At 74.4% G+C, this 22,805-nt stretch carries 19 protein-coding genes and 3 tRNA genes; 7 read left to right on the forward strand and 15 right to left on the reverse strand.

Annotated features, from left to right (window positions below; translation table 11 throughout):
* Positions 1-6: 6 nt before the first annotated feature.
* Together G3T38_RS02920 and G3T38_RS02925 are read right to left on the reverse strand one after the other, a co-directional pair.
* Positions 7-681 (reverse strand): response regulator, encoded by a 675-nt coding sequence (locus tag G3T38_RS02920; RefSeq protein ID WP_163770537.1) that lies wholly within the window; start codon positions 679-681, stop codon positions 7-9.
* Complete coding sequence (locus G3T38_RS02925; protein ID WP_241728345.1) at positions 678-2,342, reverse strand: sensor histidine kinase; 1,665 nt, start codon at positions 2,340-2,342, stop codon at positions 678-680. The genes G3T38_RS02920 and G3T38_RS02925 overlap by 4 nt, the downstream gene beginning before the upstream one ends.
* Positions 2,343-2,524: 182 nt before the next feature.
* Here G3T38_RS02925 and G3T38_RS02930 point away from each other — a divergent pair, with 182 nt between their 5' ends.
* The 5 genes from G3T38_RS02930 (at position 2,525) to G3T38_RS02950 (ending at position 8,487) form a co-directional block, all read left to right on the forward strand.
* Positions 2,525-3,925 carry a cation:dicarboxylate symporter family transporter gene (locus G3T38_RS02930; RefSeq protein WP_163770539.1) on the forward strand — a complete coding sequence of 467 codons (1,401 nt, stop codon included), beginning with the start codon at positions 2,525-2,527 and terminating at the stop codon, positions 3,923-3,925.
* Between the two features lie 79 nt (positions 3,926-4,004).
* Positions 4,005-4,988: a YihY/virulence factor BrkB family protein gene (locus tag G3T38_RS02935; RefSeq protein ID WP_163770540.1), complete on the forward strand. Its 984-nt coding sequence runs from the start codon at positions 4,005-4,007 to the stop codon at positions 4,986-4,988.
* Positions 4,989-4,993: 5 nt separating this feature from the next.
* The gene (locus G3T38_RS02940) at positions 4,994-5,371 is read left to right on the forward strand and encodes a hypothetical protein (protein WP_163770541.1); all 378 of its coding nucleotides are present in this window, start codon (positions 4,994-4,996) and stop codon (positions 5,369-5,371) included.
* Positions 5,372-5,380: 9 nt separating this feature from the next.
* Positions 5,381-6,475: an NAD-binding protein gene (locus tag G3T38_RS02945; RefSeq protein ID WP_163770542.1), complete on the forward strand. Its 1,095-nt coding sequence runs from the start codon at positions 5,381-5,383 to the stop codon at positions 6,473-6,475.
* A 95-nt stretch (positions 6,476-6,570) separates the two neighbouring features.
* Positions 6,571-8,487 carry an ATP-binding protein gene (locus G3T38_RS02950; RefSeq protein WP_163770543.1) on the forward strand — a complete coding sequence of 639 codons (1,917 nt, stop codon included), beginning with the start codon at positions 6,571-6,573 and terminating at the stop codon, positions 8,485-8,487.
* 9 nt (positions 8,488-8,496) lie between these two features.
* Here G3T38_RS02950 and G3T38_RS02955 read toward each other — a convergent pair whose 3' ends face one another.
* The 5 genes from G3T38_RS02955 to aztB form a co-directional block, all read right to left on the reverse strand.
* A complete protein-coding gene (locus G3T38_RS02955; protein WP_163770544.1) occupies positions 8,497-9,048 on the reverse strand; it encodes a hypothetical protein in 552 nt (183 codons plus the stop codon).
* A 69-nt stretch (positions 9,049-9,117) separates the two neighbouring features.
* Entirely contained in the window at positions 9,118-10,347 is a 1,230-nt protein-coding gene (gene aztD, locus G3T38_RS02960; RefSeq protein ID WP_163770545.1) for a zinc metallochaperone AztD, read from the reverse strand.
* 41 nt (positions 10,348-10,388) lie between these two features.
* Positions 10,389-11,300, reverse strand: a complete 912-nt coding sequence (gene aztC, locus G3T38_RS02965) for a zinc ABC transporter substrate-binding protein AztC (RefSeq protein ID WP_163770546.1) — start codon at positions 11,298-11,300, stop codon at positions 10,389-10,391.
* A 1-nt stretch (position 11,301) separates the two neighbouring features.
* Entirely contained in the window at positions 11,302-12,549 is a 1,248-nt protein-coding gene (locus G3T38_RS02970; RefSeq protein WP_163770547.1) for an ABC transporter, read from the reverse strand.
* Between the two features lie 74 nt (positions 12,550-12,623).
* Positions 12,624-13,466, reverse strand: a complete 843-nt coding sequence (gene aztB, locus G3T38_RS02975) for a zinc ABC transporter permease AztB (protein WP_163770548.1) — start codon at positions 13,464-13,466, stop codon at positions 12,624-12,626.
* 56 nt (positions 13,467-13,522) lie between these two features.
* Between aztB and aztA the strand changes: the two genes are divergently transcribed.
* Positions 13,523-14,206 carry a zinc ABC transporter ATP-binding protein AztA gene (gene aztA, locus G3T38_RS02980; RefSeq protein ID WP_163770549.1) on the forward strand — a complete coding sequence of 228 codons (684 nt, stop codon included), beginning with the start codon at positions 13,523-13,525 and terminating at the stop codon, positions 14,204-14,206.
* A gap of 11 nt (positions 14,207-14,217) precedes the next feature.
* Here the strand turns inward: aztA and G3T38_RS02985 are convergent, their stop codons facing one another.
* The 5 genes from G3T38_RS02985 to G3T38_RS03005 all read right to left on the reverse strand — a co-directional run bounded on the left by G3T38_RS02985 (position 14,218) and on the right by G3T38_RS03005 (position 18,305).
* Complete coding sequence (locus tag G3T38_RS02985; RefSeq protein ID WP_163770550.1) at positions 14,218-15,018, reverse strand: class I SAM-dependent methyltransferase; 801 nt, start codon at positions 15,016-15,018, stop codon at positions 14,218-14,220.
* Positions 15,015-15,800 (reverse strand): ATP-binding cassette domain-containing protein, encoded by a 786-nt coding sequence (locus tag G3T38_RS02990; RefSeq protein WP_163770551.1) that lies wholly within the window; start codon positions 15,798-15,800, stop codon positions 15,015-15,017. Before G3T38_RS02990 ends, G3T38_RS02985 begins: the two co-directional genes overlap by 4 nt.
* Positions 15,797-16,780: an ABC transporter substrate-binding protein gene (locus tag G3T38_RS02995; protein ID WP_338037425.1), complete on the reverse strand. Its 984-nt coding sequence runs from the start codon at positions 16,778-16,780 to the stop codon at positions 15,797-15,799. The genes G3T38_RS02990 and G3T38_RS02995 overlap by 4 nt, the downstream gene beginning before the upstream one ends.
* A gap of 44 nt (positions 16,781-16,824) precedes the next feature.
* The gene (locus G3T38_RS03000) at positions 16,825-17,937 is read right to left on the reverse strand and encodes a FecCD family ABC transporter permease (protein ID WP_338037426.1); all 1,113 of its coding nucleotides are present in this window, start codon (positions 17,935-17,937) and stop codon (positions 16,825-16,827) included.
* A gap of 83 nt (positions 17,938-18,020) precedes the next feature.
* Positions 18,021-18,305 (reverse strand): helix-turn-helix transcriptional regulator, encoded by a 285-nt coding sequence (locus G3T38_RS03005; RefSeq protein ID WP_163770552.1) that lies wholly within the window; start codon positions 18,303-18,305, stop codon positions 18,021-18,023.
* Positions 18,306-18,389: 84 nt separating this feature from the next.
* Here G3T38_RS03005 and G3T38_RS03010 point away from each other — a divergent pair, with 84 nt between their 5' ends.
* The gene (locus G3T38_RS03010; protein WP_163770553.1) at positions 18,390-22,286 is read left to right on the forward strand and encodes a putative inorganic carbon transporter subunit DabA; all 3,897 of its coding nucleotides are present in this window, start codon (positions 18,390-18,392) and stop codon (positions 22,284-22,286) included.
* A gap of 211 nt (positions 22,287-22,497) precedes the next feature.
* On the opposite strand, the gene G3T38_RS03015 is transcribed toward G3T38_RS03010, so the two are convergent.
* The 3 genes from G3T38_RS03015 to G3T38_RS03025 form a co-directional block, all read right to left on the reverse strand.
* Positions 22,498-22,572 (reverse strand) — tRNA-Val (locus G3T38_RS03015).
* A 39-nt stretch (positions 22,573-22,611) separates the two neighbouring features.
* Positions 22,612-22,682: transfer RNA gene (locus tag G3T38_RS03020), tRNA-Cys, on the reverse strand.
* A 27-nt stretch (positions 22,683-22,709) separates the two neighbouring features.
* Positions 22,710-22,782: transfer RNA gene (locus G3T38_RS03025), tRNA-Gly, on the reverse strand.
* Between the last annotated feature and the right edge of the window lie 23 nt (positions 22,783-22,805).

Below are 22,805 nucleotides of genomic sequence, written 5' to 3' on the forward strand. Positions count from 1 at the left end.
GCGCGCTCAGCCCCGCCAGCGGTACTCGACCTCGGGCCGCCCGGTGCCGCCGTACCGCGGCGCCCGGTCCAGCCGGCCCGTGTCGGCGAGGTGCTCGAGGTAGCGCCGCACGGTGACCCGCGAGGCGCCGACCCGCTCGGCGACCTCCGTCGCCGACACCCCCGCGTCCGCCGCGCGCACCGCCTGGGTGACGTCGCGCAGCGTCTCGGCGCTCATGCCCTTCGGCACGCTCCCTGCGCTCGGCGAGCGCAGCGACCCGAGGAGACCGTCGACCTCCTCCTGGGCGACCTCGCGGCCCGAGGTCAGCGAGGCGCGGTAGGCGGCGTACTGCTCGAGCTTCGCGCGGAACGTCGGGAACGTGAACGGCTTCAGCAGGTAGAGCACCACGCCGTGGGCGACGGCCTGGCGCACCACGTCCGCGTCGCGGGCCGAGGTCACCGCGATCACGTCGCACAGGTGGCCCGCCGCGCGCATGCCGCGCACCAGTCCCAGCCCGTGCCCGTCCGGCAGGTGCATGTCGAGGAGCACGAGGTCGATCTGCTCCCGCGAGAGCGCGCGGGCCGCCTCCGCGGCCGAGCGGGCGACGGCCGCCACCGCGAAGCCGTCGACACGGGCGACGTACGCCGCGTGGGCCTGCGCCGCGGTCGCCTCGTCCTCGACGACGAGCACCCGGACGGTCACGGCGTCACCGCCGGGGCCGGCGAGCCGGCCGGGGCCAGGTCCACCGTGAAGGAGGCGCCCCCGAGCGTCGACGAGCCGACCGCGACGTCCCCGCCGTGCCGACGGGCGACCTGGGCGACGAGCGCGAGGCCGAGGCCCCGTCCCGGGCCCTGCGCGTCGGCCGAGGCCTTCGTCGACCAGCCGCGCTCGAAGGCGTGGGCCGCCTCCTCCTCGCTCAGGCCCGGACCCGAGTCGTCGACGACGACCTGCAGGGTGCCGGGGCCGGTGGCCCCGGGGTGGAAGACGACGCGTACGACGCGGTCCGCGCTCGCCGGCACCTCCGCCAACGCGTCGAGCGCGTTGTCGACGAGGTTGCCGACCACGGTGACGATGTCGCGGGGCGGCACCGGGAGGTCGGCCGGGACGCCGCCCTCCAGGCGCAGGTCGACGCCCCGCTCGGCCGCCTCGGCGGTCTTGCCGAGCAGCAGCGCCGCCAGCACGGGATCGCCGGTCGCCGCCACGACGCGGTCCGTGAGGAGCTGCGCGACCTGGAGCTCCTCCGTGGCGAAGTCCACGGCCTCCTCGTGGCGTCCCATCTCGACGAGGGAGACGACGGTGTGGAGCCGGTTGGCGGCCTCGTGGTTCTGCGCCCGGAGCGACTCCGACAGCGCACGCACGACGTCGAGCTCGCCGGTGACCGTCTGCAGGTCGGTGCGGTCGCGGAGGGTGACGACGGAACCCACCGTGGCGTCGCGCCAGCGGGCGGGGGAGGAGCTGACGACCAGCACCTTGTCGCCCGTGACGTAGAGGTCGTCGCTCGCGACGCGGCCCTCGGCCACGGCCGCGACCAGGCCCGGGGGCAGGCCGAGCTCGCGCAGCGGCGTACCGACGACGTCGTCGCCGGGGAGGTCCAGCAGGCGGCGGGCCTCGTCGTTGACCAGCGACACGCGCCCCCGGCCGTCGACGAGGAGGAGCCCCTCGCGTACGGCGCCGAGGACGGCGGCGTAGTACTCGTACATCCGGGTCATCTCGCGCTCGCCCATGCCGTGGGTCTGGCGGCGCAGCCGCCGCGCGACCAGGCCGGCGCCCACCAGCCCGACGCCGAGCACGGCCGCCGCGGCGAGGGAGATCCACACGAGGTCGCCCCGGACGGACTGGGAGATGCGCTCGATGCTCACGCCCACGGCGACGAGGGCGACGACCTCGGTGCCGTCGCCCTCGGCGCCCCCGGCGAAGACGGGCACGACGGCGCGGACCGACGGGCCGAGCGTGCCGACGTACTCCTGCACGAACACCCGGCCCTCGGGGGCGTCCCCGACGTCCCCCACGAAGCGGCGGCCGACCTCGGCGGGGTTGGGGTGCGTGAAGCGGATCCGGTCGAGGTCCATGATCGTCACGAAGTCGACGTCGGCGTCCTCCTGGACCTCCGACGTCCACGGCTGCAGTGCCGCGTTCGGGTCGTCGCCCACCACCGCGGCCGCCACGGCCGGCGAGTCGGCCAGCGCCTCGGCCACCGCCACGGCGCGGTTCTCCGCGTTCTCCCGGGTGTCGGAGCGCGCGTCGACCACGGCCAGTCCCACCGCGCCCGCGACGAGCACGAGCACGACGACCACCTGGAGGGCGAGCACCTGCCCGGCGACCGAGAGCTCCCGGACCGAGCCGGGGTGCCGTCGCCGCGTCATGCGGCGCATTGTGCCGCACGTCGCACCGCACCGGAGCCCGCGGCGGCCCACCGGACGCCGAACGGGTGGGGTCGCGGACGTGGTCGCGAACACAACGACCACAACGGTGACCCCGGTCACGAACCCGAGGAGGGTGTGACCCACGTCCCCCTCACGCAGCGGGCCCAGACAGGAGTTCCACCATGAGCAGCAGCACCTCGGCGGCGCCGGCGCAGAAGCGCAAGAGCGGCGCCCGCACCCACTACCTCTACATCGCGGTCATCGTGGCCGTGGCGCTCGGCATCCTGGTCGGCGCCGTGGTGCCCGACTTCGCCGTCGAGCTCGAGCCGATCGGCAAGGCGTTCGTCGCCCTCATCAAGATGATGATCCAGCCGATCATCTTCTGCACGATCGTCCTCGGCGTCGGCTCGATCCGCAGCGCCGCGAAGGTCGGCAAGGTCGGTGGCCTGGCCCTGGGCTACTTCATCGGCATGAGCACCTTCGCGCTGGCCATCGGCATGGCGGTCGGCAACTTCCTGCACCCGGGTGAGGGCCTCGTCGTCAACGACCAGGTCGCCGCCTCCGGCGCGGAGATCGCCAACAACGCGTCCCACGGCAGCACGATGGAGTTCCTCGTCGGCATCATCCCGACGTCCCTGGTCTCGGCGCTGACCTCCGGCGAGGTGCTGCAGACGCTGTTCGTCGCGCTGCTCGTGGGCTTCGCCCTGCAGGCCATGGGCAAGGCGGGCGAGCCCATCATCAAGGGCGTCGGCCACATCCAGCGCCTGGTCTTCCGCATCCTCGCGATGATCATGTGGGCCGCCCCGGTCGGCGCGTTCGCCGCGATCGCCGCCGTCGTCGGCGCCACCGGCCTCGGCGCGCTCAAGTCGCTGGCCGTGCTGATGATCGGCTTCTACGTCACCTGCGCGCTCTTCGTCTTCGTGGTGCTCGGCACCCTGCTCAAGGTCGCCGCGGGCATCAACATCTTCTCGCTGCTCAAGTACCTCGGCCGTGAGTTCCTGCTGATCGTCTCCACCTCGTCGTCCGAGTCGGCCCTGCCCCGCCTCATCGCGAAGATGGAGCACGCCGGCGTCGACAAGTCCACGGTCGGCGTGGTCGTCCCGACGGGCTACTCCTTCAACCTCGACGGCACCGCGATCTACCTGACGATGGCCTCCCTCTTCATCGCCTCCGCGATGGGTGACCCGCTGAGCATCGGCGAGCAGATCTCGCTCCTCGTCTTCATGATGATCGCGTCGAAGGGCGCGGCGGGCGTCACCGGCGCCGGCATGGCGACGCTGGCCGGCGGCCTCAGCTCCCACCGTCCCGACCTGGTCGACGGCGTCGGTCTCATCGTCGGCATCGACCGCTTCATGTCCGAGGCCCGCGCCGTCACGAACTTTGCCGGCAACGCCGTGGCGACGGTGCTCATCGGCCACTGGACCGGCGGCCTCGACCGCGACCAGTACAAGGGCGCGATCTCGGGCGCCATCCCGTTCGACGAGTCGACGATGGTCGACGACCACGGCGCCACCGAGCCGGCCGTCTCGCCCGACGACGAGGCCGCCCGCACCGCCCAGGAGAAGGTGCTCACCCGCGCCTGACCCCTCCTCTCCCCACGGGGACAGGCCCACGGGGCCCGGGACCGACACGATCGGTCCCGGGCCCCTTACGGTTTCCTGCATGACCGCCTCCTCCGCTCCCGCCGCGGACAGCCCGGGGCGGTCGGGGCGGTCGCGGCTGGCCCGGGCGCGGCACCTGCTGTGGCGCCTCGTCGTGACGACGGTGGGCGCCTGCCTGCGGAACCGGGTGACCGGCCTCGCGGCGGAGGCGGCCTTCTTCGCGATCCTGTCGGTGCCGCCGCTGGTGTTCGCCCTGGCCGGCGCGATCGGCTACGTCTCCGAGCACTTCTCCCAGGCGGAGGTCGAGGAGGTCCGCTCGTTCGTCGTCGAGCTCTCCTCCCGGGCGCTGACCGACGCAGCCGTCGACCGGATCGTGGTGCCCACCATCGACGAGGTGCTCGAGGGCGGGCGGTTCGACGTGATCTCGATCGGCTTCGTGCTCGCCCTGTGGTCGGGCTCGCGGGCGCTCAACGTCTTCGTCGACACCATCACGATCATGCACGGGCTCGGCGGCAAGCGCGGGATCGTGGCCACCCGGGCCCTCTCCTTCGGGCTCTACCTGCTCGGCCTGGTCATCGGGGCGGTGACGCTCCCGCTCGTCGTGGCCGGTCCGACGCTGCTCGCCCGCCTCGCGCCGCCCCGCCTCGAGTTCCTGCTGGGGTTCTACTGGCCGACGGTCCTCCTGCTCGGCATCTGCTTCCTCGCGACGCTCTACCACGTCGCCGTACCGGTGCGGACGAAGTGGACGTTCAACCTGCCGGGCGCGGTCTTCGCGCTCGCCTGCTGGGTCCTCGGCTCCGCCGCCCTGCGGTGGGGCCTCACGGTGACGTCGGCGGAGTCCAGCTCGATCTTCGGCCCGCTGGCAGCTCCGATCTACGTGCTGATCTGGCTCTACCTGCTGGCGATCGCGGTGCTCATCGGCGCCGCGGTGAACGCCGCCTTCGACGAGGTGTTCCCGCAGACGGTCACGGCGACCGCACGGCGTGAGCTCGCCCGTCTGCTGCGCTCCCGCCGGGCCGACGGCGACGCCGTCGTGGGAGACTGACGGGCGTGTCGAACGTGCACCTTCCCCGGTCCGTGGTCGCTGTCGGTGCCCTCGTGTGCGTCGGTGGGGGCTACCTGCTGGGCGTCGTCGTGACGGCCGAGCCCTCGGAGCTCGCGCGCGCCGAGGTGGTGTCCTTCGCGCCGGGCACGAACGAGCTCTGCCTGCGGGGGAGCGACCTCGTCGACCTCCCCGGGGCCGCGGGGGACGACGTGCGCGGCGAGGGCGACGACGCCGAGCTGTGCGGCTACTGGATGCGCCCCGAGAACGCGGGCACCCCGCGTCCCGGCGACGCCTTCGAGCTGACCGTCCGTCTGACCGACGACCCTCCGAGCGGCGTCCGCGGATCGGCCAACGTGCTCATCTACGGCGACCTGGTCGACTAGGTTTCCCCCGTGCCCGACCGCCCTCCCCACCACTCCGCGGCGCACGGTCGGGTCGCCCTCCCGGACCGGCAGCGCTCGCCGTGGTTCGAGCTCTTCAAGCGGCTGGGCGCCGCGATCGGCATCCTCGTCGGCACCGTCCTGCTGGTGTACGTCGATCGTGAGGGCTACACCGACAACAACGACCCCACCCGGGCGGTGGACCTGGTCGACGCGCTCTACTACACGACGGTCACGCTCAGCACGACCGGGTACGGCGACATCGCCCCCGTCAGCACGCAGGCGCGCCTCGTCAACGCGTTCGTCATCACGCCCGCCCGTGTCGGGTTCCTGGTGCTGCTCATCGGCACCACCCTCGAGGTGCTCGCCTCGCAGGGCCGCGAGATGTTCCGGGTCAACAGGTGGAGGAAGCGCATGGCCGAGCACGTCGTCGTCATCGGCTACGGCACGAAGGGCCGGCGTGCCGTCGACACCCTGGTGCAGCACGGGTGGGACCGCGACGGCGTCGTGGTCGTCGACCCGCGCCAGACCGCGATGGACGACGCGCACGCGGACGGCCTGGCGATCGTGATCGGTGACGCGACCCGTCGCGACGTGCTGCGGCGTGCACGGGTGGCGGAGGCGACGCAGGTCGTCATCACCACCGACCGCGACGACACCAACGTGCTCGCGACCCTGACGGTGCGCCAGCTCAACCCGGAGGCGTTCATCGTCACCGCCGTCCGCGAGCAGGAGAACGTGCCGCTGATGCGGCAGAGCGGCGCGGACTCCGTCATCACCTCCTCGGACGCCGTCGGCCGCCTCCTCGGCCTGTCGTCGCTGTCCCCGGCGCTGGGCTCCGTCATGGAGGACCTGCTGACGTACGGCGAGGGGTTGGAGGTGGCGGAGCGCGACCTGCTCGTGACGGAGGTCGGCAAGGCGCCCCAGTCGCTGCCCGACCAGGTGATCGCGGTCGTCCGCGACGAGCGCGTGTACCGGTACTTCGACCCGGTCGTCACCCAGCTGGCGCGTGGCGACCACCTCATCGTCGTGCGTCCGGCGCAGGAGCTGGCGTGGGCACCACGCCCCGGCACCCACGGCGAGGCCTCGGCGTCGGCCGAGGACTGAGCCCGGTGGTCGCCGCGGAGCAGGTCGCGAGACCGCCCGTCCCCCCGAGCCCGCGCTCGGGGGCGCGGTGGTTGCCCCTCTGGGCGGTCCTCGTCATGGCGGCCGCACTCATCGGCCGGTTGACGGCACCCGAACCAGGCGCTCCGTCGCTCGTCGTGCCCGCCGTGGGTCTCGCGGTGCTGTGGCTCCTCGCCCGGGGGGTCTCGCTCGCGAGCCTCGACGGGGCTGCCCTCGCCGCCTGCCTGTTCGCGATCGTGGCGGTGTCGGACGTGCCGCTCGCGTCGGGAACCGCTCTGGTCGTCGGTCTGCTCGCCCAGGTGGGACTCACCGTCGCCCTGCTGAGGCGCTGGTGCGCGGACGTCTGGGGCATCGGTGCCGGCACCGTCGCGGCGAGCGCGCCGCGTCATCTCGTGCGCCTCGTCGCGGCGATCGTCGCGGGGGGCGTGGCGGGGGGTGCGGTCACCGTGCTCGGTCTGCTCGCCGAGGGCCAGCGGCTCGGGGCCCTCGACCTCGCCTCCCTGCTCGGGCGGGGCGTCGCGGGCGTGGTCTTCGTCGTCCCCCCGGCGCTCGTCGTCGGGCGCCGCCGTGCGATCGGTCGCCAGGGGCGTCCCGGGGACGAGGGCGGTCCGCTGGAGCTGGCCGCCCTGGCGGTCACGTCCGTCGTCCTCTACGGCGTCGCGTTCCTGCCGGAGTCGGTCCCGCTCGCGTTCCCCCTGCTCATCGTCACGGGGTGGGCGGCGCTCCGCTTCTCGACGGCCACCGCGGTGCTGCACGCCGTCGTCGCCAGCATCGCCGTGGTGGTGCTGACCCTCGTGGGCACCGGGCCGTTCGCGGTGACGGACGACCCGCGGGTCGGCGTGGTGCTGGCCCAGCTCTACGTCTGCGTGGTCATCGTCAGCGCTCTCACCCTCGGCGGCGGCCGCGACGAGCGGCGGGAGCTCCTGCGCGAGGTGCGCCACGCCCAGGCCGACGCCCAGCGCCAGTTCTCCCTGCTGCGCACGATGGTCGACACCATGCACGAGGGCGTCATCGTGGTCGAGGGGGACGGCCGGGTGCTCCTGCGCAACCCGGCGGCCGCGCTGGACCCGGTGGGCGACTACACCCTGCACGACCTGACGGGCCGTCCGCTGACGGCCGACCAGCTGCCGTCGCGTCGCGCACTCCGGGGCGAGGAGGCCGTCGAGCAGGTCCTCGTGCGCATGGCGGACGGCTCGCCCGAGCGCCTCGTCGAGGTGCGGGCGACCCCGCTGCCGCGGGACGCGGACACGCCCGCCCGGGCGGTGGTGGTCTTCCGCGACATCACCGCGGAGGAGCTGCAGCGGCGCGAGCTCACGGCCTTCGCCGGTGTGGTGGCGCACGACCTCCGGAACCCGCTGTCCACGATCGACGGTTGGGTCGCCCTGCTGGCCGAGGAGATCGAGGACGGCGAGGCGCCCGACGGTGCGCTGACGCGCCAGGTGGTCGGCAAGGTCCGGTCGGCCTCGGTCCGGATGCAGAGCCTCATCCGCCACCTGCTGCAGCACGCGACGAGCCGCGACGCCGAGCTGCACCCGGTCGACGTCGACACGACGGCCCTCGTCCGTGGCATCGTCGCCGGACGGGAGGCGGAGGACCGCGTGCGCGTGGAGCCCCTGCCCGTCGTGCACGGCGACGAGAACATGCTGCGGCAGCTGTTCGAGAACCTCGTCGGCAACGCCCTGAAGTACGTGGTACCGGGCGAGCCGGCCCAGGTGGTGGTCGACGGCTCCGCCCGGGAGGACGGCGCCGTGCTCCTCGCGGTCACCGACAACGGGGTCGGCATCCCGGACGACAGCAAGGACCTCGTCTTCCAGCAGTTCTACCGGGCCCACGCCACGGCGTACTCCGGCACGGGGCTCGGCCTCGCCATCTGCCGCCGCATCGTCGACCGCCACCAGGGGGCGATCGCCGTGCGCGACAACCCGGCGGGCCGTGGCACGCGGATCGAGGTCGTGCTGCCGGGAGCGCGTGGCCCCGTCGACCCCGAGAGCTGACCTCCGCCCTCAGCCGAGCTGCTCGAGCACCGCGGCGGGCACGTCGACGCGGCCGGTGGTCGCCTCGAGGTCGGCGGTGGTCACCGACGCCGCCTGCACGTAGGCGGGCGCCGTGCAGGTCGGCACCTCGGTGCCGGAGCGGGTGTCGCCGGGCAGCAGCAGGTTGAGGGTGCCCGTGACGGTCTCGCCCGCCGCCAGCGGATCGCCGATCACGATGGTCGAGCCCGCGGCGTAGTCGCCGATCGCGGGGCCCTCGGCACACACGAGGCCGAAGGTGGGCACGGCGCCCTCCACGTCGGTGGGGTTGTCCACGACGACCTCGGCGGACACCCACGGTCCGCCGCTGTCGCCGCCGACCTCCATCGCGGTGACGGTGACCGAGAGGCCGTCGGGCAGCTCGACCGCGTCGCCCACGCCGACCTCGGCCGCGTTCTCGGCGACGGGGTCGGGGGTCGCCGTCTCCGCAGCGTCGCCGTCCGCGTCGTCCGATCCCGAGCAGGCGGAGACGGCGAGGGGGAGGGCGAGGGCGAGCGCGATGGTCCCGAGAGAGGTTCGCTTCATGGGAGGGGACCCTAACGGCAACGGCCCCCCGGCGTCCGTGACGCCGGAGGGCCGTCGTCGTGACCGGGCTCAGCCCGCCGCGGGAGCGATCTCGTTGGGCGTGACGTCGAGCTCGGCGCTCGCGACCACCTCGCCGGAGGTGAGGTCGACGGCGTGCACGCCGTTCGTGGCGGGCTCCGTCACGTAGGCGACGTCGCCCGCGACCTGGATGGCGGGGTGCGGGTCCTGCCACTCGACGGGACCCTCCCAGGGCGCGATGACCTCGAACGCGTCGACGATCTCGCCCGTGGTCGGGTCGATGACGTGGATCGCGCCGTCGGTCGCGAGGACGTAGCCCAGGTCATCGGGCCCGCGCGCGAGGTCGCGGAAGGTGTACGACGCGCCCTCGGGCAGCTCGACCACGTCGAGCGTCCCGGCGGCGGTGTCGATGAGCGTCACGGCGTCGAGGAGGTAGCCCTCGGCGTCCGGGTCGGTCTTGTAGTCGCCGAGCACGACGGGGCTGGTGTCGGTGGTGAACGCGTTGCCCATGCGGCCGTACGGCTGGTCGGGAGCGGCGAGCTTGGTGATCGTGCCGTCCTGGTAGACGAGCGCCCCGTCCTCGCAGCCGAACACCACCGCCTCGTCCCGGGCGGTGCCCTCGCCGTGCACCCCGGGGCAGTCGTCGTTGCGTGCGACGACCTCGCCGGCGGCGTCCCGGACCTCGATGCCGGAGCGGCCGTCGGCGTTGCCGACCGTCGTCAGGAAGGTGCCGTCCTCGAGCACGATCGAGACGCCGTGGTGGGCCTCGACGCCGGGGACGGTCTCCGCCGCGGGGAGCTCCCCGGCGGCGACGGCGTCCGCGAGGGCGGCGGTCTCGACGATCGTCGTGTCGCTCGTGCCGTCGGCGTAGAGGACGGTCTTGTCGGCGTGGCGCACCACGTGTCCCGGGGTGTCGGCCGGGAAGACCAGGTCGGTCAGGGTCGCGCCCTCGGCGGTGCCGGCACCGGTGTCGAGCACCTGGAAGCCGTCGGCGACGGTGACCATGACGTTCCGGCCGTCCCCGGCCGGGTTGAGGCGGGTGAACTCCTCGGAGTCCAGCTCGGCGACGGTCTCGAGCGTGGTGCCGTCGAGCACGAGGATGCCGCCCTCGTGAGCGACCGCCAGGCGGGGTCCGGCGTTCGAGGTGGACGCGGCGGTGGTGCCGTCGTCGGACTGGGCGGCGTCTCCGGCGTCGCCGGAGGAGCAGGCGGCGAGCGTCGTCAGGGCCAGGGCGCTGACGGCGCCGAGGGCGGCCGCGCGGGGTCGGTGGAAGGTGCGCATCGAGTTCCTCTTCGTGGATTGGTGGGGGAGCGGGACGGCGCTCAGGAGAGCGCCGAGGCGATGCGCTGCGTGTTGACGCGCATCATCGTCAGGTAGTCGGGCGCGCCGCCGTCGGCGGCGGTCAGCGACTCGGTGTAGAGCTCGACGACCTCGACCTGCACGTCGGCCTCGCTGGCGAGCGCCTGGACGAGGCGGTCCGGGGAGGAGGACTCCGCGAAGACGGCCGGGACGCCGGTGTCCTCGACGGCCTCGACCAGGTCGGAGAGGTCGGAGGCCGACGGCGCGGCGAGCGTCGTGCCGCCGGGGATCACGGCCCCCACGACGTCGAAGTCGAAGCGGTCGGCGAGGTAGCCGAACACGTGGTGGTTGGTCACGAGCGCCCGCCGATCGGCGGGGACGGCTGCGAAGGCCTCCGCCATCTCGGTCTCCAGCCCGGCCACCGAGGCCCGGTACGCCGCGACGTCGTCCGCGAGGCGGTCGGCGTCGATGCCCTCCACCTCGGCGAGCGCGGGCTCGAGGGCGTCGAGCACGTCGAGCACCCGGGCGGGATCGGTCCAGAAGTGGGGGTCCGGGGCGCCGGCGGCGTCGCCCTCGGCGTACTCGAGCACCTCGATCTCGTCACCCGCGACGAACGCGGTGACCCCGTCGTCGACCGCGGCGTCGAGGTGCTGCTGCAGCCCCTCCTCGAGACCGAGCCCGTTGGAGACCACCAGGTCGGCCGAGCGCATCCGGGCAGCCTCCTGGGCCGAGACCTCGAAGGAGTGCGGATCGGCGTCGGGGCGCATGAGGGTGAGCACCTCGGCCTGGTCGCCCACGACGTTCTCGACGACGTCGCCGAGGATGTTGGTGGAGACCACGATGAGCGGTCCGTCCGCGGAGCCGACGTCGCAGGCGGTCAGGGCGCTCGCGGCGAGGAGGGCGGCGGGCAGTGCGAGGAGGCGGGTACGGCGCACGTCAGCGTCCTGTCGAGGCGGTGAAGAGGGGCTCGGTGTCGGTCGTGAAGGACCGGGCGACGCGGGCGTCGTCGGCCACGTCGATCTCGTGCAGCTGCTGCTCGACGGGACCGGACAGGTAGGTGCGCTGCTGGTCGGTCGCGAGGGTGGGGGTGAGCCCGGCGTCGAGCGACGCGGCCACCAGGGGTTCCGTCGCGGCGAGCAGCGTGCCGTCGTTGCCGTCCATCACGAGCACCCGGCCGTCGGTGGCGAGGGCGACGACGTGCTCGTCCTCGTCGTCGACCGCGCTGACCGCCACGAGCGGTCCGGGTGCGGGGAGCAGCGTCCAGGAGCGCTCGCGCGTGTCGAGCAACCACACCCCGTCGGCGCCCTCGGGGCCGGCGAGCGCGGCGACCGTCGGACGGCCCTCGCGGTTCGCGAACGCGGTGGCCGGCGCTGCCGTCGTACCGGCCGGGTAGGGGATCCGCTCGACGGTGAGCTCGTCGTCGACGACGCTCGCGAGGAGCGCCCCGTCGGCGCAGCCGACGACGGCCCCCACGCGGGTGGTGATCGTGCCCGACGCCGCGGTGCAGGGCTCCTCGAGGCCGGTCGGGTCGCCGTCGGCGGTGAAGCCGCGCACCGTGCCCGCGGTGCCGTCGGCGCCCGCAGCGGTCACGAGCGCGAACGACCCGACCGGCACCACCATGCCGTCGTGCGGGGCGGTCCCCAGCCGGAACCGCTCGACGAGGTCCCCCGCGGAGAGCGCCGCGGTGTCGAGGAGCACGGCCTCGCCGGAGCCGGCGAAGTAGACGCCCGTGCCCGACGTCGTCGAGGAGTTCGTGGTGGCGATCGTCGCCGGGCCGTCGCCGCTCACCGCACCGACCTCGCGGGGCTCCGCGCGGTAGTAGTGGAAGTGGTCGACGTGGTCCCAGGTCCACCGACCGCTGTCGACGACCTCGACGCCCGCGTCGGTCTGCACGAACAGGTACCGGCCGTCGGTCGTCATCGCGCTCGGTGCGCCGACGGTGCCGATCTCCGTCGTGCTCTCGTCGAGCAGGTCGAGGTGGGTGACGGTGCCGGACGGGTCCACCGTCGTGAGGCCGAGCGGCGGCTCGGAGACCTCGGCAGCGCCCGCGACGGCGCCGTGTCCGTCGGACGACCCGGCGACGGACGCGGGCGGTCCGTCGCCTCCGTCGGTGTCGCCGGCGGCGCAGCCGGCCACGGACAGCACCAGCACGGCGCCGAGGAGGCGGGGGAAGGGGAGGGGCACGGGATCCTCTCGGCAGGAACGGGAACGGGAACGGGAACGGGAACGGGACGGGGGCAGGGGGCCGGTGGCGGGGGTCAGGCGGCGGGCCGCAGGGACGCGACCCCGCGGCGTACCACCCACGACAGGCAGGCGATCGCGATCGCCGCCGCGGCGACGGAGGCGCCCGCGGCGGTGGCCGCGTGCCACGACGCGAGGAGTCCCGCCGCGACGGCCACCGTCCCGAGGACGGCGGCGAGCGCCATGCGGGTGGGGAGGCGCACCGTCCAGTGACCGGCGGCGACGGCCGGCGCGAGGAGCAGGCCGACGACGAGGAGGGAGCCGACGGCCTGGTACGACGCCACCACCGCGAGCGTCACCAGGCCGACGAGCGCGGCTTGCGCGAGCCGGGGCCGGAGCCCGAGGACGGCCGCGATGCGGGGGTCGACGGCCAGCGCGACGAGCGGGCGGTGCGCGAGGACCGCCACCGCCAGCCCGACGGTGGCGGCGACCGCGAGCAGCAGGACGTCGACGGGGGCGATGGCCAGGATGTCGCCGAAGAGGATCGCGGTCGCGTCGGTGGCGAAGCTCCCCGAGTGCGAGATCACGATGACGCCGAGGGCCAGCATCGCGACGAAGAGCAGGCCGATGCTCGTGTCGTAGGACAGCGACCCCCGGCGCTGCAGGGCGCCGATCCCGAGGCTCATGACGACGGCGCTGACGGCGCCCCCGACGAGCACCGGCGCCCCCAGCACGGTCGCGAGGGCCACCCCGGGCAGCATCCCGTGGGCCAGCGCCTCGCCGAGGAAGGCCATCCCGCGCACGACGACCCAGGTGCCGACGACGCCGCAGAGCACGGCGACGAGGGCGCCGCCCAGCAGGGCCCGCTGGAGGAACGCGAGCGAGAACGGCTCGAGCAGCGCGTCGACGAGGAAGGTCACGGGCCGGGACCCTAGCCACAAGTGGGAATGATTATCAAAAGCGGTAGGGTGGAGCCGTGCCTTCCTCCCCCTGCGTCCAGCTCCGCGACGTCGACGTCGCCTTCGGCGCCCGGGCCGCGCTGCGCGACGTCTCGCTCGACCTCCACGCCGGCGCGGTGACGGTCGTCGCCGGACCCAACGGCGCCGGGAAGTCCACGCTGCTCGAGGTCGTCGCAGGAACGCGTGTGCCGTCCCGCGGCTCGCGCACGGCGACCGGGTCGGTCGCCGTCGTGCCGCAGCGCGCCGGGGTCTCCGACCTGCTCCCCATCACCGTCCGCGACGTCGTCGCGGTGGGCACGTGGGGGCGCCTCGGGGCGTGGCGCCGCGCCGACGCGGCGGCGCGCGCCGCGGTGGACGAGGCCCTGCAGCGGCTCGAGGTCGCGGACCTCGCACGACGTCCGTACGGCGCGCTGTCCGGCGGGCAGCGCCAGCGGGCCCTGCTGGCCCAGGGCCTCGCGGCGCGGGCGGACCTGGTGCTCCTCGACGAGCCCACGACGGGGCTCGACGCCGCGAGCGGGGAGCGCATCCGCGCCGTGATGGCGGACGAGGCGGCGCGCGGCGCCGCCGTCGTGTGCGTGTCGCACGACCCGGCGGTGCTCGCCGGAGCGGACCGCATCGTGGCGCTGGCCGACGGCGCGATCGCGAGTGACACCCGCGCCCCGGCGGTCGTGGCCCCAGCGCCACGGACAACGGCGCGCTGAGGCCACGGCGCTCAGGTGAGGGGGACCCGTCCCGTCACCAGGTGCTGGGGCCGCGACTCGTGGCCGGGGGAGACCCCGAAGCGGCGGTCGAGCTCGGCGACCTCGTGGATCGGCGTCGTGGCGACGTCCACGAGGCCGGCGGCGCGGAACACGTCGACGAAGGCGTCCGCGTCCGCGGAGGTCGCGAGGGGCAGCGCGGCCTCGGCGCTCAGGTCGTAGGTGCGTCCGAAGGCGTCGGGCCCGTCGGCCGACTCGACGGCGACGCCGCGGTCGATGCCGTCGGGGTACCAGTTCGCGTCGACGCAGGCGATGGTGCCGCCCGGCCGCACGAGCGCGCTCCAGGCCCGGACGGCGTCGACGGGGTCGCGCAACGTCCAGAGCAGCCAGCGGCTCGTGACCGCGTCGAACGGGGTGTGCCCGATCTCGTCCGTGTCCCCGGGGCGCACCGCGTCGCCGCGGACGAACCGTGCGGCGGGGCGGTCGTCGCGACGACGCTCGTCGGCGTCGCGCCGGGCCTCGGCGAGCATGCCGTCCGCGCTGTCGAGGCCGACGACGTCGTGGCCGAGCTCGGCGAGCACGTGCGCCACGTAGCCCGAGCCCGTCCCGACGTCCAGCACCCGCAGCGGCCGCGGCCCCAGGGCTCCGCGCCACACCCGCGTCCACAGGTCGCGGTCGAGCGCGGCGCGCTCGCCCTCCACCTGACGGCGGTGGTACGCCGCGGCGCGGCCCGTCCAGTACTCGTCGAGGCGCGCCTGGAGGGCGGCCGCGTCGACCTGCTCGGCGATCGGCTCGGCAGCGGTGGTGTGGCTCATGCGGACTTCCTCACGTCGATCCGGGTGGGGGCCTTGCGGAACAGCAGGTGGAGCTCGCCGTCGAGCTCGATGCGGCGCACCTCGACCTCGTAGACGGGCTCGAGCACCTCGGGCACGAGCACCTCGTCGGGGGTGCCCTGCGCGACCACGCGCCCGGCCTCGAGGAGCACGAGGTGGTCGCAGTAGCGCGCCGCGAGGTTGAGGTCGTGGAGCACGACGACCACGCTGGTCGGCAGCGTCGCGACCAGGTCGAGCACCTCGTGCTGGTAGCGGATGTCGAGGTGGTTGGTCGGCTCGTCCAGCAGGAGGTGCTCCGCCTCCTGGGTGAGCGCCCGGGCGATCAGCACCCGCTGCTTCTCGCCGCCCGAGAGCCCCGCGTACTCCCGCGTCGCGAGGTGCAGCGCGCCCACGCGCCGGAGGGCGGCCGTCGCCACGTCGCGGTCGTGCGTCGACGGGCGGGACGAGAGACCCTGGTGCGGCAGCCGACCGAGCAGCACGAGGTCGGCCACGCGCATCGGCAGGTCGCCGCTGTGCTCCTGGACGACGACCGCGACCTGGCGGGCCAGCTCCTTGCGGGGGACCTCCCCGATGTCGGTCCCGTCGAGCTCGACGCGCCCGGCTGCCGGCTGGAGCGAGCCGTACAGCGTGCGCAGCAGCGTGGTCTTGCCGCTGCCGTTGGGGCCGACGAGCCCCACGGTCCCGCCGGCCGGCACCCGGAGGTCGACCCCGTCCACGACGACGACGTCGCCGTAGCGGTGGGCGACGTCGCGGGCCTCGATCACCGCGTCTGCTCCAGGAAGTCCACGAGCTGCTCGAGGCCGTCGACCGCCAGCGGCGTCGGCGGCTCCGCGTAGTTGAGCAGCAGCGGGAGGATCGCGCCCGACTCCACGGCACGCAGCGCGTCCGCGCCGGGCAGGGACGTCAGCGCCTCCGTGACCTCCGCGGGGTCACCGTCGCTGCGGAGCAGGATGACGACGTCGGGGTCGCGCGCCACGATCTCCTCGGCGCTCACCTCGAAGACCCGGTCGCCGACGTCGCCGAAGACGTTCTCCAGCCCGGCGGCCTCGACGAGCGGGGCGGACATCGAGCCACGCCCGTAGGCGTAGGTCACGCCACCCCCGACCGTCGGGTAGAGCACGGCGACGGTGCGGTCCTCGTCGGTCGGCACACGGGCCTCGACCGCGGCCACCCGCTCCTCGAGCTCCGCCACGTAGGCGTCGGCCTCGTCGGTGCGCTCGAAGACCTCGCCGTACAGCCGCACCTGGTCGTAGAGGTCGTCGAACGTCGCGTCGCCGTCGAGCGAGCCGCAGAACGCGGGCTCCTCGATGAGGGCGATGTCGTTCGACGCGAGCGTGTCCCGCGTGATCGTCTCCGTCTGCCCCAGGACCAGGTCGGGCGTCTCGGCGACGACCTCCTCGCGCGAGATCTGGAGGTGGCCGCTGGTGTCGGTGCGGTCCGTGAGCAGGGGGACCTCGTCGATGGCGGCGAGGGTGTCGGCGTCGTAGTACTCCGCCGGGTAGACCCCTGCCCGGGCCACGACGCGGTCGAGCACGCCGAGCTCGTGCAGGGTGACCGCGGCAGCGCTCTTCAGCATGACGACCCGCTCGGGGGCGCCGTCGAGCTCGACGGTGCCGCCGCAGTTCTCGACCGAGATGGCGGCGGCGTCGTCGTCCTCGCCGCAGGCGGCGAGCGGCACGAGCAGGAGCGCTGCGGCGGCGGTCGAGGCGGTGCGACGGACGGTCGCGCGGGGTGGCTTGCTCACGGTTCTCCTGGGGTGGTGGTCGGGGCGGTGCGCGCGGAGCCGGCTCACGAGGGCACGGCCTGGAAGCGGCGGACGAGGAGCAGCAGGAACGGGGCGCCGACGAGGGCGGTGATGATGCCGATCGGGATCTCCTGGGGCGCCAGGACGGTGCGGGCAAGCACGTCGGCCCAGACGAGCAGGACGGCGCCGAGGAGCGCGGCGACGGGGACCACCGCGCGGTGTGCCCCGCCGACGAGACGGCGGGCGAGGTGGGGGATGACGAGGCCGACGAACCCGATGCTGCCGGCCATCGCGACGAGCACGCCCACCAGCAGCGAGACACCGATGAGCAGCAGGCTGCGGAACCGCTCGGGATGGATGCCGAGGGTCAGTGCCGTCTCGTCGCCGACGACGAGCGCGTCGAGGCGACGGCCGGTGAGCACGAGGGTGGCGGCGGTGGCGGCGACCACGACCACGACCACGGCGAGGGGACCGTTCCACCCGGCCAGGCCCAGGGAGCCGAGCAGCCAGAACATCACCGACCGGGCGCCCTCGGCGGAGTCGGAGGCGAAGATGAGGAAGCTCGTCGCCGCGGACAGGGCGTAGCCGATGGCGACGCCCGCCATGAGGAGCCGCACCGAGGTGATCCGCCCCGCCGAACGCGCGACGAGGAACACGAGGGCGGACGCTGCGAGCGCCCCGAGGAAGGCGCTGCCCTGGAGGGCGTAGTCGCCGAACGCGGCACCGGCGCCGAACAGGATCGCCCCCGCCGCCCCGCAGCTGGCGCCCGAGTTGATGCCCAGCACGTAGGGGTCGGCGAGGATGTTGCGCACCATCGCCTGCAGGACGACGCCGGCCATCGCGAGGCCGGCGCCGACGGCCGCGCCGAGGATGACCCGCGGCGTGCGGATCTGCCAGACGATCGCGTCGTGGCGGCGCTCCCACGTGACGTCGCCGATCCCCGTGAGGTGGTGCAGCACGATGCGGAACGAGTCGCCGGGGGAGACCGCGACGGGTCCGGCGCCGACGCCGACGACGAGGGTCACGAGGAGCGCGGCGGTCAGTCCGAGCACCCAGAGCGTCGCGCGGCGGCGCTGCGCACCGACGCCGAGGGGGTCGCGGTCGGGGTCGTCGACCGGGATCGGCGCCACGGTGGGTGCGCGGTCGAGGATGCTCACGGCCGCCCGCTGGTGGTTATCGCGAACAACATGCAACAACCCTCGCACACCAGGAGGCGTGCGTGACTACCCGGTCCGGCAGGTCAGGCGAAGATGTCGAGCAGGTCGCGGACCGACGTCTCGGTCTCGGCGGGGTGTCGCAGGCGCAGGTCGGTGTTGAGGCTGTAGGCGTTGCGCCGCCCGACCTTCTCCTTCGTCACGTAGCCCGCCACCTCGAGGTCCTTGAGGATCGCCTGGGCCGCCCGCTCCGTGATGCCGACGATCGCGGCGATCTCCCGGATGCGCGCGGCGGGATCCCGGCTCAGGGCGACCAGGACGTGGCCGTGGTTGCTGAGGAACGTCCATCCGGGCGCATCGCTCGACGACATGGCCGCACTGTAGTGGGGAAGTGACGCAAACCACGGAAAGAGGAATCTAGACACACGTATTGCAATTCCGGTTTTATGTTTCGCATGAACTCTCTCGTCGTGACCCGTCGGGTCCTCTGCGGTGCCGTGCTCGGAGCTGTCCTCGTCCTCCTCCTGGGGGTCGCGGTGCGCCCACCCGACGAACCGTCGACGTGGTTGCGGCTGGTGCTCGCGACGTACGTCGGGGTGCTCGGGTGGCTGGTCGCGGGGTACGCCGCCACGAACCTGCGCGGTCAGGCGCGCCTCGGTCGTTTCGCGGTGCTCCTGGTCGTCGCCGTCGGCGGCCTGCTCACGATGGTCTCCGCCGGCGGGCTGGTGGTGTCGGCGATCGGCTGGACCGTGAGCGGCGCCGCGACGGCGGCCCTCGTGGCCCACCGCGGTGACGAGCGGGCACGCCGCGCCGCCCGCGTCGTCGCGAGCCGTCTCGCGTGGGGCGACGCGGCGCTCTGGCTGGCGGTCGTCGCGGTCCTCGCCGGTGGCGGGTCCGCGGCCGGTACGACGCTGGCGAGCGTGCTGCTGGCGATCGCCGTGCTCGTGCGGTCGGCGTCGGTCCCCGTCCAGCGGTGGCTGCCCGAGACGGCCGAGGCTCCGTCACCGGTCTCCGCCCTGCTGCACGCCGGCGTGGTCAACGGGGGAGCGATGTTCGCGCTGGTGCACTGGTCGGTGCTGGCCGCGTCCCCGGCCGCACTGGTCGTGCTGGCCGTCGCCGGTGTCGCCTCCGTCGGAGCCGGGCTCGCGGCCATGCGGCTCCGGCCCGACGTCAAGGGGCGGCTGGCCGGGTCGACGACGGCCCAGATGGGCCTCGTGGCCGTCCAGCTCGGGCTGGGGCTGCCGGCGGCCGCCCTGGTGCACGTGCTGGGGCACGGCTGCTGGAAGGCGTGGCTGTTCCTCCGGGCGGGTGGCGCGGTCGATCGGGCGCGCACCTCGGCCGCCGACCCGGACGGACCGTCCCGCGTCCACCCGGTCCCGGTGCTGGCTGCCGTCGTCGTCGCCGGCCTCGCCGTCGGTGCGGTGGCCCCGGAGCTCGCGCTCCCAGGGGCGCTCACGGCGGCGGTCGCGGTCCTCGGCCTCGCGGAGGCAGGTCGGATCCCCCGGGCCGGCCGGGGTGCGCGCCTCCTCGTGAGCGCGCTCGCGGTCGGTGTGCCGGCGGCGTACGTCGGCGTGCTCGCCGTCGTCGACCCCGCCGTCCACGACGCGTTCGCCGAGGGCTCCGCTCCTCCTCCGGTGCTCGCAGTGGCCGCGGCCGGCCTGGTCGTCGGCATCGGGCTCGCCGCCTCCCGGCTGACGCCCGGGAGCGGCGGGCCGATCGCGACGGTCGTGGCCGCCTCGCTGCTGCCCCCGGGCGGGACGATCCGGGGCAGGGTCCGGCTGACCGCGGCCGAGCCGGCCGCGTCGCCGGGCGGCCTGCCTGCGAGCCAGCTCGGGACGGTCGTCGGCATCGCGGCGACGACGGTCGGTCCGGCGTGGCCCCTGCGCTCCCTGGTCGCGGCCAATCCGCTGGCCCCGCTGGAGAACCTGGCCGTGGAGGACGCCGCCGCCACGGTGAGCATCCTGTGCGGGCGCGATCCGCGACCCTCGCTGTCGACGTTCCTCGACCTGCACGCCGCCGGGCGCATCAGCGACGCAGCCGTCCGGCGGGCGTTGGCCGAGCAGGAGCCGACGGGCGCGGAACCGCGTCGCTCCCCCCACGGAGGGCGGCCCCGCACCGGGGCGCTGTCCGGCGTCGGCGCCGCCGACCTCGTCGCGTTCACCCGCGCCTGCGCCGACCGGTCGTCGGTGGACGGACCGGTGGCCGTCCGCGCCTGCGACCGCATCACCGTCCGCCGGGGTCGCCGCCCGGGCGAGGTGCTCGACCTGCAGGTGGCCGCGTGGGCGGCGCGCGCCTGGAGCTCCACGACCGTGGACGCTCGGTCGCCGCACGACCCCTGGTCGTTGTGGCTGGCGTCGGCACGGCGCCGCGCCCACGACCTGGCGTGGCGGGTGCCCGGGACCTCGGCACTGGCGCGTTCCCTGCCGGACGACCCTGCGGCGGCGATCGCCGCGCTGTGGCCCCACGTGGTCGAGCTGGTGGGGGAGACCGACTTCTACACCTACCTCGCGGCCACGCTCGCGGCCGGTCGCGGGTGGGCCGCCCACGCGCAGTGGCGTGAGCGGGGGGCGGACGGGACGGGAGCGCTCCTCCAGCTCGCTGCCCTGTCCCTCGCCCTCGACGTCGTCGTCGCCCGTGCCGCGCTCGACGGCGGTCGTGCGACGACCTCCGGCCCGGTCGACCGCGCGTACGGCGACCGTGACGCCGCCACCACGGCGGAGCTCGTCGGCGTCTGGCAGCGCGCGCTCGACCTCACCGTGCGCGACGGGTTGCTGCGCGACCTGACGACGTCGACGCCGGTCTCGCAGGAGGCGTCCGCCCCGGACGCGGCGGCGAGGCCCGTGCACTCCGTCTGGTGCATCGACGCGCGCTCCGAGCGGATGCGCCGCCACCTCGAGGTGCAGGGCGGGCACGAGACCTACGGCTACGCCGGCTTCTTCGGCCTCGCCGTGCGGCACCGCGACGCCTCGGGCGGGGTCGCCGACCTCTGCCCCGGCATCCTGCGTCCGGTGACCACGACGGCGGAGCGGCCGAGCGTGCCGGGGGTGTCGGCGTCCGTCCGGCAGCTGGTCGGACGCATCGGGCACCACCCCGCCGCCGCGTTCGGCTGGGCCGAGATGAGCGGGGTCCCGGCGCTCCTCGGCACCCTGGGCGCCACCCTGGCGCCCGGTCGGTGGCGTGCGCTCACCACCCCCGCCCGCCCTGCGGTCCCGCCGGAGCTGGAGCCGCTCCCGCAGGAGGTCGCCGTGGACGCGGCCGCGCAGCTGCTGGTCGCCACGGGCCTCGTCGCGCGGCTCGGCGACGGCGCCGTGCCCGGCCCCGAGCCGCTGGTGGTGGTCGGGCACGGGTCGAGCACGGAGAACAACGCGTTCGCCTCGGCCTACGACTGCGGGGCGTGCGGAGGGAACAGCGGGCGCACCAACGCCGCGCTCGTCGCGGCCGCGCTCAACGACCCGCTGGTCCGGGTCGCCCTGGCGGAGCGGGGGCTCGTCGTGCCGCCCTCCGTGGTCGCCGTCGCGGCGGTCCACGACACCACCACCGACGAGGTCGTCCTGCTGCGCCGGAGGGACGACGAGTCACCCGAGGTCACGACGGTGCTCGACGCGCTGGCCGACGACCTCGCCCGGGCGGGCGTCGCGGCGAGCGCCGAGCGTGCCCGTTCCCTGCCGACCACGGGACGGCGCCGGCGGCTCGCCGCGGTCGTCGACCGCGGCGCCGACTGGGCCGAGTCGATGCCCGAGTGGGGGCTCGCCGGGGTGCGGGCGCTCGTCGTCGGGCCGCGTCACCTCACCGCTGGACGTGACCTCGACGGTGCGACGTTCCTGCACTCGTACGACGCGAGCCTCGACCCCGACGGTCAGGTGCTGGAGCAGGTCATGACCGGCCCGGTGGTCGTGACCCACTGGATCAGCGCCCAGTACTACTTCTCCGCCGCGGCGCCCGACCTGTTGGGGGCGGGGGACAAGACCACGCACAACGTCGTCGGCGACGTCGGCGTGATGACGGGAGCCCACGGCGACCTGCGTGTCGGGCTGCCGTGGCAGACGGTCGCGGGCAGCGATCCGCTGGTCGACCCGGCCCACCTGCGCCACGTGCCGGCGCGCCACCTCGTCGTCCTGGCCGCCGACCCCGCACGCGTCCGCGACATCGTGACGCGGCACCGCGAGCTCTACGAGATGGTCGGCAACGGCTGGACCCAGCTCGTCGTGGTGGACGGCGAGAGACGGTACCTCGAGCTGGACCGGCACCTGGGGTGGCGGCAGTGCTGGATCCCGTCGGTGCCGACGAGCCCGTCGCCCCCGGTGCGCCCCTCGGCCGACCCCGGGGACCGGTCGCCATCGACCGCGTCGTGACGGCGAGGCCCCCGTCACCGCGCGGGTGACGGGGGCCTGGTGCGCCGACCTTGCGGGGTTGGCTACGGGCTCGAGCGTACGACGCAGCAGAAAGGGTCACGGACGACCGGCTCCTGCGGGATCCGGCTGTCGTTCGTGACCCTTTCCGCGCCGACGAGAAAGCCCCCGTCTCGGATCTCTCCGGAACGGGGGCTGACCTGCAGGTTCGAGCTGGTGGGCGATACTGGGTTTGAACCAGTGACCTCTTCCGTGTCAAGGAAGCGCGCTACCACTGCGCCAATCGCCCTAGACGACCAACGATCCCTTGCGGGACCGGAGGCTATCGAGGTGGAGACGGGATTTGAACCCGTGTAGACGGATTTGCAGTCCGTTGCCTCGCCTCTCGGCCACTCCACCGTGGAGGCTGGTACCTACTTCTCTCCGAGCGGACGACGAGGCTCGAACTCGCGACCTCAACCTTGGCAAGGTTGCGCTCTACCAACTGAGCTACGTCCGCTTGCGCTCCGCTCCGGGTTTTTC

Source organism: Nocardioides zeae (genome assembly GCF_010686755.1).
Taxonomy (GTDB): domain Bacteria; phylum Actinomycetota; class Actinomycetes; order Propionibacteriales; family Nocardioidaceae; genus Nocardioides; species Nocardioides zeae.

What these genes read in the sequence shown, in the direction of transcription:
- G3T38_RS02925 (WP_241728345.1), bottom strand. Translation starts at nt 2,342, where the DNA reads ATGACGCGGCGACGGCACCCCGGCTCGGTCCGGGAGCTCTCGGTCGCC.
- G3T38_RS02930 (WP_163770539.1), top strand. Translation starts at nt 2,525, where the DNA reads ATGAGCAGCAGCACCTCGGCGGCGCCGGCGCAGAAGCGCAAGAGCGGC.
- G3T38_RS02935 (WP_163770540.1), top strand. Translation starts at nt 4,005, where the DNA reads ATGACCGCCTCCTCCGCTCCCGCCGCGGACAGCCCGGGGCGGTCGGGG.
- G3T38_RS02950 (WP_163770543.1), top strand. Translation starts at nt 6,571, where the DNA reads ATGGCGGCCGCACTCATCGGCCGGTTGACGGCACCCGAACCAGGCGCT.
- G3T38_RS02955 (WP_163770544.1), bottom strand. Translation starts at nt 9,048, where the DNA reads ATGAAGCGAACCTCTCTCGGGACCATCGCGCTCGCCCTCGCCCTCCCC.
- aztD (WP_163770545.1), bottom strand. Translation starts at nt 10,347, where the DNA reads ATGCGCACCTTCCACCGACCCCGCGCGGCCGCCCTCGGCGCCGTCAGC.
- G3T38_RS02985 (WP_163770550.1), bottom strand. Translation starts at nt 15,018, where the DNA reads ATGAGCCACACCACCGCTGCCGAGCCGATCGCCGAGCAGGTCGACGCG.
- G3T38_RS03005 (WP_163770552.1), bottom strand. Translation starts at nt 18,305, where the DNA reads ATGTCGTCGAGCGATGCGCCCGGATGGACGTTCCTCAGCAACCACGGC.
- G3T38_RS03010 (WP_163770553.1), top strand. Translation starts at nt 18,390, where the DNA reads ATGAACTCTCTCGTCGTGACCCGTCGGGTCCTCTGCGGTGCCGTGCTC.